The organism is Actinomadura rugatobispora, from assembly GCF_055379765.1.
In genome coordinates this window covers 11650812-11663465 of the sequence record NZ_AP029191.1, presented here as the reverse complement: position 1 = coordinate 11663465, position 12654 = coordinate 11650812, and the positions used below count along the sequence as shown (strand labels likewise).

The 12654-nt window shown below is 74.2% G+C and carries 12 protein-coding genes; 7 read left to right on the top strand and 5 right to left on the bottom strand.

What is annotated here, in order from left to right:
- Positions 1–9 precede the first annotated feature (9 nt).
- The 4 genes from ACZ466_RS52285 (at position 10) to ACZ466_RS52270 (ending at position 1913) form a co-directional block, all read left to right on the top strand.
- Complete coding sequence (locus ACZ466_RS52285; RefSeq protein ID WP_378289716.1) at positions 10–501, top strand: gas vesicle protein; 492 nt, start codon at positions 10–12, stop codon at positions 499–501.
- Positions 491–1276 (top strand): GvpL/GvpF family gas vesicle protein, encoded by a 786-nt coding sequence (locus ACZ466_RS52280; RefSeq protein ID WP_378289714.1) that lies wholly within the window; start codon positions 491–493, stop codon positions 1274–1276. Before ACZ466_RS52285 ends, ACZ466_RS52280 begins: the two co-directional genes overlap by 11 nt.
- Positions 1261–1560, top strand: a complete 300-nt coding sequence (locus ACZ466_RS52275; RefSeq protein WP_464042311.1) for a gas vesicle protein — start codon at positions 1261–1263, stop codon at positions 1558–1560. The genes ACZ466_RS52280 and ACZ466_RS52275 overlap by 16 nt, the downstream gene beginning before the upstream one ends.
- Positions 1561–1637: 77 nt before the next feature.
- On the top strand, positions 1638–1913 hold the full coding sequence (locus ACZ466_RS52270) for a gas vesicle protein K (protein ID WP_464044067.1): 276 nt from the start codon (positions 1638–1640) through the stop codon (positions 1911–1913).
- Positions 1914–1964: 51 nt separating this feature from the next.
- On the opposite strand, the gene ACZ466_RS52265 is transcribed toward ACZ466_RS52270, so the two are convergent.
- The 5 genes from ACZ466_RS52265 to ACZ466_RS52245 all read right to left on the bottom strand — a co-directional run bounded on the left by ACZ466_RS52265 (position 1965) and on the right by ACZ466_RS52245 (position 7290).
- Positions 1965–3287 (bottom strand): FUSC family protein, encoded by a 1323-nt coding sequence (locus ACZ466_RS52265; protein ID WP_378289708.1) that lies wholly within the window; start codon positions 3285–3287, stop codon positions 1965–1967.
- 130 nt (positions 3288–3417) lie between these two features.
- Complete coding sequence (locus ACZ466_RS52260; RefSeq protein WP_378289730.1) at positions 3418–4389, bottom strand: alpha/beta hydrolase; 972 nt, start codon at positions 4387–4389, stop codon at positions 3418–3420.
- A 126-nt stretch (positions 4390–4515) separates the two neighbouring features.
- The gene (locus ACZ466_RS52255) at positions 4516–5466 is read right to left on the bottom strand and encodes an anti-sigma factor RsbA family regulatory protein (protein WP_378289706.1); all 951 of its coding nucleotides are present in this window, start codon (positions 5464–5466) and stop codon (positions 4516–4518) included.
- A gap of 252 nt (positions 5467–5718) precedes the next feature.
- Positions 5719–6822, bottom strand: a complete 1104-nt coding sequence (locus tag ACZ466_RS52250) for a carboxylate-amine ligase (RefSeq protein WP_378289704.1) — start codon at positions 6820–6822, stop codon at positions 5719–5721.
- Between the two features lie 258 nt (positions 6823–7080).
- Complete coding sequence (locus tag ACZ466_RS52245; RefSeq protein ID WP_378289702.1) at positions 7081–7290, bottom strand: HGxxPAAW family protein; 210 nt, start codon at positions 7288–7290, stop codon at positions 7081–7083.
- 281 nt (positions 7291–7571) lie between these two features.
- Here ACZ466_RS52245 and ACZ466_RS52240 point away from each other — a divergent pair, with 281 nt between their 5' ends.
- Genes ACZ466_RS52240 through meaB form a run of 3 tightly spaced genes read left to right on the top strand, consistent with a single transcriptional unit; the run spans position 7572 to position 12618 of the window.
- On the top strand, positions 7572–9425 hold the full coding sequence (locus ACZ466_RS52240; RefSeq protein ID WP_464042308.1) for a methylmalonyl-CoA mutase family protein: 1854 nt from the start codon (positions 7572–7574) through the stop codon (positions 9423–9425).
- Positions 9422–11644 carry a methylmalonyl-CoA mutase gene (scpA, locus tag ACZ466_RS52235; protein WP_378289698.1) on the top strand — a complete coding sequence of 741 codons (2223 nt, stop codon included), beginning with the start codon at positions 9422–9424 and terminating at the stop codon, positions 11642–11644. The genes ACZ466_RS52240 and scpA overlap by 4 nt, the downstream gene beginning before the upstream one ends.
- A complete protein-coding gene (gene meaB, locus ACZ466_RS52230; protein WP_378289695.1) occupies positions 11641–12618 on the top strand; it encodes a methylmalonyl Co-A mutase-associated GTPase MeaB in 978 nt (325 codons plus the stop codon). Before scpA ends, meaB begins: the two co-directional genes overlap by 4 nt.
- Positions 12619–12654 lie beyond the last annotated feature (36 nt).

Below are 12654 nucleotides of genomic sequence, written 5' to 3'. Positions count from 1 at the left end.
GAGAGTGACGTGACGGATCCGATGGAGGTCAGGGCACCGGGCGGAGTCCGGTCGCCCACTCCGGCACGGCGCCACGAGCCGGCGAACCTCGCCGACATCCTGGAGCGGGTGCTGGACAAGGGGATCATCATCGCCGGCGACATCCAGGTGAACCTGCTGGACATCGAACTCCTGACCATCAAGCTGCGGCTGATCGTCGCCTCGGTCGACCGGGCCAAGGAGATGGGCATCGACTGGTGGGAGCACGACCCCACGCTCTCCTCGCACAGCAGCGAGCTGGCGGAGGAGAACCGGGAGCTGCGCCGGCGGGTCTCGGCCCTGGAGGCCGGTGACGAGCGCGAGCCGACGTCCCGGGCCGGCCTGGAGGAAGGCGAGCCGACGTCCCGGGCCGGCCTGGAGGAAGGCGAGCCGACGTCCCGGGCCGACCCGGAGGAAGGCGAGCCGACGACGCGGGCCGGCCGGGAGGAGCGCGAGGCGTCCGGGAGGCGGCGTGGCGACTGAGACGGGCGTGTACGTCTACGCGATCACCCGCGACCCGCCCGCGAAGCTCGTCGAGCGGACCCGCGGCGTCGGCGGGGCCTCGGTGCGCGCCATCAGCCACGAGGGGGTGACGGCCCTGGTCAGCACCGTCGACCTCGCGGAGTTCGGCGAAGAGGCGCTCCGGCGCAACCTGGAGGATCTCGGATGGCTGGAGGGCACCGCCCGCGGCCACAACGCGGTGGTCGCGGACGCCGCCGCGCTCGCCGTGACCCTCCCGATGCGGCTGCTCACGGTCTACCGGAACGACGCGCGCGTACGCGAGGCGCTGCGGGACCGGAAGGAGGAGTTCGCCGAGGCGTTCGACCGGATCGGCGGGCGCGGGGAGTGGGGCGTGAAGGCCTTCGCGGAACTGCGCGACCTCATGACGGACGCCGCGGCCGGCGAGGACTCCGATGCGGGCCGCCCGGGGACCAGCTACCTGCTGCGCCGCCGCGCCGAGCGGCACACCGAGGAGGAGGCGCGGCAGGAGGCGATGCGGCGGGCGACCGAGATCGACACCCGGCTGAGCGAGATCGCCGTCGCCCGGCACCTCCACCCGCCGCAGAACCCGGAGTTGTCCGGACACCAGGGGCTGATGGTGCTGAACGCCTCCTACCTGGTCGACGACGAGCGCGTGGAGGAGTTCCGCAAGGCGGTGGCCTCGCTGGGAGGGCTGCGGGGCATCTCGGCGCAGCTGAGCGGACCGTGGGCGCCCTATTCCTTCGCGACGGAGGAAGGGCCGTGGACCGCGCGCTGACCGGCGTGCCGGTGCCGCCGGAGGAGGCCGAGCTCGCGCCGGCCGAGCGCATCGCGCTGGTGGACCTGCTGGACCGGCTGCTCGCGGGCGGGGTCGTCATCGCGGGGGACATCACGATCTCGATCGCGAACGTCGATCTCGTGCACATCTCGCTGCGCGCGATCATCGCCTCGATCCGCCCGGAGGTGGAGCGGTGCCTGCCCGACGCGGACGGACCCGCGCGCCCGGCCCCGTCCGGGCGGGACGGGGCCGGGCCGCCGCCGCCCGGGGACGCGGCGTGGTAGACGGGCCCGGGCCACGGCGCGACGGCAGGGTCGCGCGGCGGCCGGCGTCGTCCCCGAACCGGGGGAGGACCAGCCGGCTGCAACAGCGTCTGGAGACCGACGCGGAGCAGGTGCAGCGCGACCTGGTCCGGCTGGTCCTCACCATCGTCGAACTCGTGCGGCAGCTCATGGAACGCCAGGCCCTGCGCCGGGTCGAAGGCGGTGATCTCTCCGACGACCAGGTGGAGGAGCTCGGGCTCGCCCTCATGAGGCTGGAGGAGGCGATGACGGAGCTGCGGGGGCGCTTCGACCTCGACGCCCGCGACCTCAACCTCGACCTCGGCCCGCTGGGTCCGCTGCTGCCCCCCGACTGAGCTTCGGTCCGGACGGCCAGGCGGCGGGCTCGAGTGCGACACCGGCCGTGATCACGGCCCGTCGGGCGGGTCGTCAGGATCCCGGGCGATCCGTTCGGCCTCGGCGTTGGCCTCGGCGGCCTTGCGGAGCTGGTGCCGTGCCTGCTGGACGGCGCGGGCCGGAAGCTCGGGCAGGTGCCGTGCCGCGCCCCGCTGCCGCCTCCAGCGCTGGCGTGCGCGGGCCCGGTGCTCGACGCGCAGGTGCCCGATGAGGCGGTCGACGTTCATGGAGACCTCGCCGTACAGCGGCCAGATGTCCCCGGCCGCGGCCCGTTCGTGCAGCCTCCGGGCGAGCCGGGCGCGCCGCTCGCGGGCCACGTCCACGCGCACCTCCAGCGCCTGCTCGGCGAGGAAGGGGCGGGCGTCGCGGGCCAGGTCGGAGCGGGTGAGCCGCCCGTAGGCGCTGATGCCGCCGGCGATGGCCTCGAGCGCGTCGCCGAGCTCCTCGCGCAGGTCTGGATCCGTCAGCAGCCGGCCCCGCGCGCCGAGCCGCTCATCGTCGGCGAGGGAGCGGGTCAGGCCGCGCAGCGACAGCGTGAAGTGCTCCATCGTCTCCATGGCGTCGCGCAGCGCCACACCGGCGTCGATGAGCTGCCGTGCCCGCGTCCGGGGGTTGAGGCGGACGCTCTCCTCGGCGGCGCCGAGATCCCGGTCGGTGCGGCCGATCTCGCGGGCGAGCTGCTCGGCCTTGTCCTGCCACCCGGCCGCCTCGTGCTCGGCGGGCGGGCCCCGCAGCCCGCCGGCGATCTGCTGGATCAGCTCCCGCAGCCGCTCGGCGATGTCCTCGACCGCCTCCTCGGCCGGCCGCACCCGCACCGACGGCACCAGCAGCGTCGCCGCCAGCCCCGTGGCGGCGCCGATCAGCGTCTCCAGCAACCGTTCGACGGCGCCGCTCTCACTGGCCGTGCCCAGCGCGAAGATCAGCATCGCGGAGATCGGCACCTCCAGCACGTGCTCGCCCAGCCGCATCACATGCCCGATGACCAGCGCGGCGAGGATGGTCAGCCCGAGCGCCCACCAGGAGAACCCGATGGTGCCCGCGGCCAGCACCGCGACCAGCACCCCCGAGGTGACCGCGGCCACCCGCAGGATGCCCGCCTTGATCGTCTGGTAGATGGAGTACTGCACGACGAGCAGCGCCGTCAGCGGCGCCAGCAGGGGCTGCGGCCCGTTCGGCGGCAGCAGGGAGAGGGCCAGCACGAACGCCAGCACGGCGGTGACGGTCAGCCGGGTGATGCGGTACACCGTGGACGGGACCTCCGTCGCCAGGCCGAGCGGCGATCGGCCGGCGCGGGCTTCCCTGTCGGAACGGCGGTGGAAGAACGCAGGTGTCATCTGCAGGCGCGAGTCGGTCGTGAGCGCCGGGTCCGTCGCGGACGTGAGGCGCTCGGACGTTCACGTGTACAGGTACCGTGTGCCCGCTCCGCCCCGGGGGCAGCCCGGCGCCGGCACAGATCTAACGGCCCTATTGAACGGCTTTGCGGTCCGTTGGCGGGGCGCCGCGGTTCAGACGGTCGTCCCGGGCGTGATCGTGCCGCACCAGTCCAGGAGCCTGTCCCACAGGAGGTGGCGGGTGGTGGCCATGTTGTGGCAGTGGGCGCTTCCCGGCAGCAGGTAGAGGGTGACGTCCGCGGCTGTCGCGGTAGAACGCCGGTTCCTGGTGGGGGTCGGGGGAGACGTCGACATCGCCGTAGCTCAGGAAGACGGGGACATCGACGGCCGCCGCCGCGTCCGTGGCGAAGCCCGGGACGGAGGCCTGCGCCGCGGGCCGCCGTGGGACGACGGTGAGCGTGGCGGCACGGTCGGCCTCCACCACGGTTCCGGGCACGTCGTCGAGGTAGAACCACGAGCGCATCGGGGTCCGGTCGGGCGCGGCGAAGCGTTCGGGGAGGGCCGCCTCGATCCGCTCGGCGAGAGCGGCGCGCCCTTCCGGGGTCCGCGCCGCCGCGGCCATCTCCGGCGTGGGCGGACGCTGGGCGACGTACTGGTTGGTGGTGCCGAGGATGGCCAGCCCGGCGTAGTCGTGGTGGCCGGCCTGCTGGAACATGGCGACGTATCCGCCCATGGAGTGGGCCACGGCCAGGAACGGACCGGGCTCCCCGAGCACCTCCGGCATCCGGGCCACTGCCGCCGCGACCGCCGCGGCCTGGTCGGCCAGGCCGAACTCCTGCGCCGGCCGGCTGCTGGCGCCGGTGCCCAGCAGGTCCAGCGTGACGACGCCGTAGCCCCTGGACGCCGCGTACCGCGCGAAGCTGTAGCCGGTCCGCCCGGGAACCCGCAGGTCGAAGTAACCGCGGTCGTAGGTGCCGCCGGGCAGGCAGACCAGGACCGCCCTGGCCGGCCCGGAGTTCTCGGGCGGGACGTACGTGCCGGCGAGCCGCGCGGCCTCCCCTTCGCGCCCGCCGACATCGAACTCCACCGTTCGCGGTTGCCGCACCGTCAAGGCGTGCCCCTCCCCGGCCCCGGCCGGTGCCGGGGCCCGCGTGCCGGAAAATGCCGATCTGGCATCCGAGAATTGTATTCTCGGCGGGCCGGTGATCTCCAGGCCGCCGGGCGGGCGGGGTCAGAGGCGCATGTAGACCCGGAACGTGGTGCCCTCCGGGGCGGTGTGCACGCGGACCAGGTCGGCCAGGTGGTTGACCATGAGGACGCCCCGCCCGCCGTCGGTCCGCATCCCCGCGGGGCGGCGGCCCATCAGGGGATCGGTGATCCGCCCGGAGTCGCGGATCTCGCACACCACATGGCCGTCCTCCGCCCAGACCCGCAGCACGCCGGCGCCTCCGCCGTGCAGCGCCGAGTTGGCGGCCAGCTCGTTGACGGCCAGCTCCAGATCGCCCGTGCGGGACGGGCCGAGGCCGAGGGCGGCGGCGCGGGCGGCGGCCAGGGCGCGGATCAGGGGGATGGCGTCCAGGTCGAACGGGGTCGCCTCGACGTCGGCGCGTTCGGGCAGCGGGCGGTTCCAGGCTCGCAGGACGCGGTCGGGGGCGTACTCGGAGCTGGAACGCTCCCCGGCGCCGTCGATGATCACGGGGTGGGTGGCGCGGGCGTCGGCGACGACGGCGCCGTCCAGGCCGGCGACGTCGTACGGGCACAGGATGGTCGCCGCGCGCCCCGCGAAGGCGACGTTGATCAGCGCCTCGTGCTGGACGCAGGCGGGGTACTCGGCGGACGACCGGCCGGCCCAGATCGGCTCGCCGATGATCCGCACCCGGGCGGGGGAGTGCCGGTCGCTGAAGGCGCGCAGCACCCCGGGGATGATCCGGCCGGGGTTGCGGCCCGCCTCCGACATGTCGATCCACTCCACCAGCGCCGCCGCCTTGGCGGAGGACCGGCGGACGGTGTCGCGCAGGATTCTCAGCCGCGGCCCGGGGACGGCGACCGCCACCGGCTCGCCGGCCTCGCACCCGTCCAGGACGAACGGCACGGTGCCGTCCAGGTATTCGGCGCGGTCGCGGTAGAAGAGGGCCGGATGGACGAACGCGTCCTCCGGCGGCGCGCCTGGCCCGGTGGTCATCGGCCGGTCACCTCGTTCGGCGCACCATCGGTGTCGGATGGTGCAGCGTCATGCTGGGGTCCCCTCTGTCGGGTCGGCCGGGCGGGCGGGCATCGTCATCATGACCGCTACCCGCCCGACATTGCGGAAAAACGACCCATTTAGGGCAGGTAGAAAGCCAGGTTCGGTAGGCCCGGGTCATCTCCATGATGCCGGTTCCGGGCGGATGCTCACGACCGTGGTCCGCCGATCACGTCCGCGACGACCCGACGATCATCCCCGGGACGGCGGGCCCCCGTCCAGCACCGCGACGTCCACCACGTCGGCGAGCCGCTCGCGGCGCCGGTAGGCGGCCCGCTGCCGCTGCGCGCCGTTCCCCTCCTCCAGCACGGCCGCCAGACCGGCGGCGGCGCGGTCCAGGTCGCCGGCCTCCGCCAGCGCGGGCCGGACGTGCGCGAGCAGGTCTCCGGCCAGCCGGCGGAACGGGACCCGCCGCCCCGTGCACACGTCGATGCCGTCACCCGGCAGGCCGTTGCGGGCGGCCAGCCAGTAGGCCGCCCGCAGCAGTTCCGGCGCGGGGTCGGGCGCCGGCTCGCGCGCCTCCACGGCCGTCAGCGAGACCCGCACCAGCGCCCGGGCCAGCGCGGCGAACAGCACCGCCTCGGCCACGGTCATCGCCACGTCGCCGAGCCGGATCTCCAGGGTGGGCAGCCGCGCCGAGGGCCGCACGTCCCAGAAGATCGTCCCGGTGTCCATCAGCGCGCCGCAGCCCAGCAGCGTCTCCACGAGCTCCTCGTAGTGCGCCAGGGAGCGGAAGAACGGCGGCGGGCCCGCCACCGGCCAGCGCGCCCACGTCATCACCCGCCAGCAGGCGTACCCGGTGTCGCGGCCCGCCCAGTACGGGGAGTTGGCGGCCAGCGCCACCAGCGTGGGCAGCCAGGGCCGCAGATGGTTGCTCACCAGCACGGCCCGTTCCGGATCGGGCATCTCGACGTGCACGTGGCAGGCGCAGATGCACTGCTCGTCGTCCAGCGCCCGGTAGGTGGCCAGGCTCTCGGCGTACCGGGCGCCCGCGACGATCGGCGGCGGCAGCAGGTCGCCCAGCACCGGGGTGCCGGTGGCGGCCAGCAGCACCCCCTCGCGGGCGGCGGCCGCGGCCATCGCCGCCCGCATCTCCCGGATCTGCTCCTCCAGCTTGCCCAGATCGTCGCAGGGGGAGGTCTTGGCCTCGGCGAGGAAGGCGATCAGCTCGGTGGAGGCGCGCTCGCCCAGCGCCTCGGACGCCCGTTCCACCACCGCGGGCGCGCGGGGGACCACCATCCGGGAGCCCGGGTCGGCCACGAAGTACTCTTCCTCGACTCCGAATCTGAGGGCCATTCCACCACCTCGTGCTCGGGAGCAGAGCAGGCGGCCGCGCCGTGGCGAAGCCCTTCCGACGTTACGTCGTGACGGGCACATTCGCACGCCCGGCCGGTCAGGGGCCGGGGCCGAGGGAAGAGAGGAGGGCCGTGCTCGGAGTGGCGGCCCCCTTCAACAAGCCCCCGCCCGCGCCGCCTCGCGGCGTCGCATTCCTGGAACGGGGGCCGGTTGAAGGGCGTCAGGCGTCAGGCGAGCGCCCTGACCGTGGTCACCGGCTCACTGGCGAGGGTCGTCGACGACGACGTCGCTCATGATGTCGACGATCAGGGAGAGCACGCCGCCGAGTGCGATGACCACCGCGCCGGCCCAGAACATCGGCCAGTTCGGGCCCACGCACAGCGCCACGCCGCCCACGGTGAAACCGACGAAGATCACGGCAACGGCGACCCAGGACTTCGGCCGTCCCGCGTGGCTGCCAGTCGACATGCGCTATTCCTTCTTGTCCGAGCTGATCCAACCCGAGCGTTGTGCCGGGGGTTTTCCGCCCCGAACACTAGCAACGCCCGTGCCCGGACCGGATCCGGGGTGGCTTCCGGCGCGTCCCCCGGGCCCGCGGGGACGGCAGGATCCCGTTCCCGGCGTCCCGCCCCCTAACCGGCCCGTCCGGCCAGGCCCTTCGCACCCGGCCTCCGCACCCGGCTACCCGGGCCGCCAGAAGGGCCACCCCGGTCGCCCGCCGCCCATACGCGCTCGCTTAGCATCCAGGCATGACGGTGCCGCCTGAAGAACTCGAACTGGCCGCCGCGTTCCCCCCGGCGGAACGTGACCGGTGGCGCGAGCTGGTGAAAGGGGTGCTGCGCAAGTCGGGCGCGGCGAGCGAGGACACCCCTCTCGACGAGATCGAGGGCCTGCTGACCCGCGAGTCCTACGACGGCGTCTCTGCCGCGCCCCTCTACACGCGCGACGACACCGTGCCGGGGCGGCCCGGCCTCGCCCCCTACCTGCGGACGGTGCGCCCCGAGGGCGAGGGCCTGGCGGGCTGGGACGTGCGGCAGCGGCAGGTTCACCCCGACCCGGCGGCCGCCCGCGAGGCGATCCTGGCCGATCTGGAGAACGGCGCGACCTCCGTCTGGCTGGGCCTCGGCGAGCCCGGCCCGCCCGTGGAGTCGCTGCCCGAGGTGCTGCGCGGCGTCCACCTCGACCTGGCGCCCCTCGTGCTGGACGCCGGCGCCCGGACCGCCGAGGCCGCCGAGGCCCTGCTCCGCCTGATCACCGAGCGCGGCCAGGCCGCCGAGGCCACCGGCGGCCTGGGCGCCGACCCGCTGGGGCTGCGCGCCCGCACCGGCGAGCCCGCCCCGATCGAGGGGCCCGGCGGCGCGGCCGAGCTGGCCGTGCGGTGCGCCCGCGAGTTCCCCGGCCTGCGCGCGATCACGATCGACGCGACCGCCTACCACGACGCGGGCGGCGGCGACGCCGAGGAGCTCGGCGCGGCCGTCGCGGCCGGGGTCGCCTACCTGCGGGCCCTCACCGCCGCCGGGCTCGGCCTGGACGAGGCGTTCGGGCAGCTGGAGTTCCGGCTGGCCGTGAACGCCGACCAGTTCTCCTCGATCGCCAAGCTGCGCGCGGCCCGCCGCCTGTGGGCCAGGGTCGCCGAGGTCTGCGGCGCCGGCGGGGACGACGCCGCCGGACGGCGCGCCGCCCGCCTGCACGCGGTGACCTCCTCGGCGATGATGACCCGCCGCGACCCGTGGGTGAACATGCTCCGCACCACCGTCGCCGCCTTCGCCGCCGGGGTCGGCGGCGCGGACGCCGTCACCGTGCAGCCCTTCGACGTCCGGCTCGGCCTGCCCGACGACTTCGCCCGCCGCATCGCCCGCAACACCCAGACCCTGCTGCTGGAGGAGTCCAGCCTGGCCCGCGTCGTCGACCCGGCGGGCGGCTCCTGGTACGTCGAGCGGCTCACCGAGGAGACGGCGCAGGCCGCCTGGGCCTGGTTCACCGAGATCGAGAAGGCCGGAGGGCTGGCCGCTGCCCTTGACTCCGGGCTGGTCGCCGGACGGCTCGCCGCCACCTGGGAGCGCCGCCGCAAGGACCTGGCCCGTCGCAAGGCCCCCCTCACCGGCGTCAGCGAGTTCCCCGACCTCGCCGAGAAGCTGCCCGAGCGCGCCCCCGCGCCCGAGCCGGCCCCGGCGGGCGGCGGGCTGCCCGTCGTCCGGTACGCGCAGGACTTCGAGGCCCTCCGCGACCGCTCCGACGCCCACGCCGAGGCCACCGGGGCCCGCCCGAAGGTCTACCTGGCCACCCTCGGCCCGATCGCCGTCCACACCGCCCGCGCCTCCTTCGCCGCCAACCTCTTCCAGGCCGGCGGGATCGAGACCGTCAGCGGCGACCCGGAGGGGTTCGCCGCCTCCGGCGCCACCGTCGCGTGCCTGTGCTCCAGCGACAAGCTCTACGGCGAGCAGGCCGAGGACGCCGCCCGTACTCTCAAGGAGTCGGGAGCGGTGAAGGTGTGGCTCGCGGGTAAGGGGACCTTTGAGGGAGTGGACGCGCACGTGTTCGCGGGCTGCGACGCGGTCGCCGTGCTGGAGACCACCCTCGACGATCTAGGAGTGAACCGATGATCCCCGACTTCTCCGAGATCGAGCTCGGGACGGCGGCCCCCGCCGACGAGGCCGCCAAGCGCTGGCGCGCCGCGGTCACCGAGGCCACCGGCCGCGACCCGGACGCCGAGACCTGGGAGACCCCCGAGGGCATCGGCGTCAGGCCGCTCTACACCGGCGACGACCTCACCGGGCTGGACTTCCTGGACACGCTGCCGGGCGTCGCCCCCTACCTGCGCGGCCCGTACCCCGCGATGTACGCCACCCAGCCCTGGACGATCCGGCAGTACGCCGGCTTCTCCACCGCCGAGGAGTCCAACGCCTTCTATAGGCGCAACCTGGCCGCCGGGCAGAAGGGCCTGTCGGTGGCCTTCGACCTGGCCACCCACCGCGGCTACGACTCCGACCATCCGCGGGTGGCCGGCGACGTCGGCATGGCCGGGGTCGCGATCGACTCGATCTACGACATGCGGCAGCTCTTCGACGGCATCCCGCTGGACCGGATGAGCGTGTCGATGACCATGAACGGCGCGGTGCTGCCCATCCTGGCGCTCTACATCGCCGCCGCCGGGGAGCAGGGGGTGGAGCCCGAACGGCTGGCCGGGACCATCCAGAACGACATCCTCAAGGAGTTCATGGTCCGCAACACCTACATCTACCCGCCCGGGCCGTCGATGCGGATCATCTCCGACATCTTCGCGTTCACGTCCCAGCGGATGCCCAAGTACAACTCGATCTCCATCTCCGGCTACCACATCCAGGAGGCGGGGGCCACCGCCGACCTGGAGCTGGCCTACACCCTGGCCGACGGGGTCGAGTACATCCGGGCCGGGCGCGACGCCGGCCTGGACATCGACGCGTTCGCGCCGCGGCTGTCGTTCTTCTGGGCGATCGGCATGAACTTCTTCATGGAGGTCGCCAAGCTGCGCGCCGCCCGGCTCCTGTGGGCCAGGCTCGTCAAGGGCTTCGACCCCAAGAACCCCAAGTCGCTGTCGCTGCGCACCCACTCCCAGACCTCCGGGTGGTCGCTCACCGCGCAGGACGTGTTCAACAACGTGGCCCGTACGTGCATCGAGGCGATGGCCGCGACCCAGGGGCACACCCAGTCGCTCCACACCAACGCGCTCGACGAGGCCCTCGCCCTGCCGACCGACTTCTCCGCCCGCATCGCCCGCAACACCCAGCTGCTCCTCCAGCAGGAGTCCGGCACCACCCGGACGATCGACCCCTGGGGTGGCAGCGCCTACGTCGAACGCCTCACCTACGACCTGGCCCGCCGCGCCTGGGCGCACATCGCCGAGGTCGAGGAGGCCGGGGGGATGGCCAAGGCCATCGACGAGGGCCTGCCCAAGCTGCGCATCGAGGAGGCCGCCGCCCGCACCCAGGCGCGGATCGACTCCGGACGGCAGCCGGTCATCGGCGTCAACAAGTACCGCCCCGACGCCGACGAGAGCATCGAGGTCCTCAAGGTCGACAACGCCTCCGTCCGCGCCCAGCAGATCGACAAGCTGCGCCGTCTCCGCGAGGAGCGCGACGAGGACGCCGCGCAGGCCGCCCTCACGGCCCTGACCGGCGCCGCCGAGGCCGCCGACCGCGGCACCCGCGGTTCCGGGCTGGAGCAGAACCTCCTCGCCCTGGCCGTCGACGCCGCCCGCGCCAAGGCCACCGTCGGCGAGATCTCCGACGCCCTGGAGCGGACCTACGGCCGGCACGCCGCCCAGATCCGTACCATCTCCGGTGTGTACCGGGAGGAGGCGGGACAGGTGACCGCGATCGAGAAGGCCCGCGCCGCGACCGCCGCGTTCGAGGCGGCCGAGGGCCGGCGGCCCCGCATCCTGGTCGCCAAGATGGGCCAGGACGGCCACGACCGCGGCCAGAAGGTGATCGCCACCGGCTTCGCCGACCTCGGCTTCGACGTCGACGTGGGCCCGCTGTTCCAGACCCCGGGCGAGGTCGCCCGGCAGGCGGTGGAGGCCGACGTGCACGTCGTCGGCGTCAACTCCCTCGCCGCCGGCCACCTCACGCTGGTGCCCGCGCTGCGCGAGGAACTGGCCGCGCTCGGCCGCGACGACGTCATGATCGTCGTGGGCGGGGTCATCCCGCCGCAGGACTTCGACGAGCTGCGCGCCGCCGGCGCCGCCGCGATCTTCCCGCCCGGCACCGTCCTGGCCGAGGCCGCGCTCGGCCTGCTCGACGACCTCGCCGCCAGGCTGGGCCACCAGGCGGGGACCACGGCTTGAGCCCCGGCCTCGACGACTACGTCAAGGGGGTGCGGGAGGGCTCGCGGGCGTGGATCGCGCGCGCGATCACGCTCGTGGAGTCCACCCGCCCCGACCACCGGGACCTCGCCCAGCGGCTCCTGGTGGAGCTGACCCCCTACACCGGGCACGCCCGCCGGATCGGCATCACGGGCGTGCCCGGCGTGGGGAAGTCCACCTTCATCGACGCCCTCGGCACCGACCTCACCGCCGCGGGGCACAAGGTGGCCGTGCTGGCGGTCGACCCGTCCTCCACCCGCACCGGCGGCAGCATCCTGGGCGACAAGACCCGCATGCACCGCCTCGCCACCGACCCCGCCGCGTTCATCCGCCCGTCGCCGACCGCCGGGACGCTCGGCGGGGTGGCCAAGGCGACCCGCGAGGCGATGGTCGTCATGGAGGCCGCCGGGTACGACATCGTGCTGGTGGAGACCGTCGGCGTCGGCCAGTCCGAGACCACCGTCGCCGAGATGGTCGACTCGTTCCTCTTCCTCACCCTCGCCCGCACCGGCGACCAGCTGCAGGGCATCAAGAAGGGCGTGCTGGAACTGGCCGACGTCATCGCCGTCAACAAGGCCGACGGCCCCCACGAGATGGAGGCCAGGAAGGCCGCCCGCGAGCTCGCCGGCGCCCTGCGCCTGCTGCGCAGCGACGAACGCGTCCGCGACACCCCCGTCCTGACGTGCAGCGCCCGTGAGAACATCGGCCTGGACGCCCTCTGGCAGCACCTGGTCGACCACCAGGACGCCCTGGCCGCCACCGGCGAACTGGAGGAGCGCAGGCGGCGCCAGCAGGTCGGGTGGACCTGGTCCATGGTCCGCGACCGCCTCCTGGCCGAACTGCACGCCGATCCCGCCGTCCGCGACCTGGCCCCCGAGCTGGAGGCGGCCGTCGCCGACGGGACGCTGACCCCCGCCCTCGCCGCCGAGCGGATACTCAACGCCTTCACCCGGTGACGGTTTGAGGGTCGCGGACGCCCCGGATCCTGTACA

What these genes read in the sequence shown, in the direction of transcription:
- ACZ466_RS52255 (WP_378289706.1), bottom strand. Translation starts at nt 5,466, where the DNA reads ATGACCACCGGGCCAGGCGCGCCGCCGGAGGACGCGTTCGTCCATCCG.
- ACZ466_RS52240 (WP_464042308.1), top strand. Translation starts at nt 7,572, where the DNA reads ATGACGGTGCCGCCTGAAGAACTCGAACTGGCCGCCGCGTTCCCCCCG.
- scpA (WP_378289698.1), top strand. Translation starts at nt 9,422, where the DNA reads ATGATCCCCGACTTCTCCGAGATCGAGCTCGGGACGGCGGCCCCCGCC.
- ACZ466_RS52250 (WP_378289704.1), bottom strand. Translation starts at nt 6,822, where the DNA reads ATGGCCCTCAGATTCGGAGTCGAGGAAGAGTACTTCGTGGCCGACCCG.
- ACZ466_RS52245 (WP_378289702.1), bottom strand. Translation starts at nt 7,290, where the DNA reads ATGTCGACTGGCAGCCACGCGGGACGGCCGAAGTCCTGGGTCGCCGTT.
- ACZ466_RS52265 (WP_378289708.1), bottom strand. Translation starts at nt 3,287, where the DNA reads ATGACACCTGCGTTCTTCCACCGCCGTTCCGACAGGGAAGCCCGCGCC.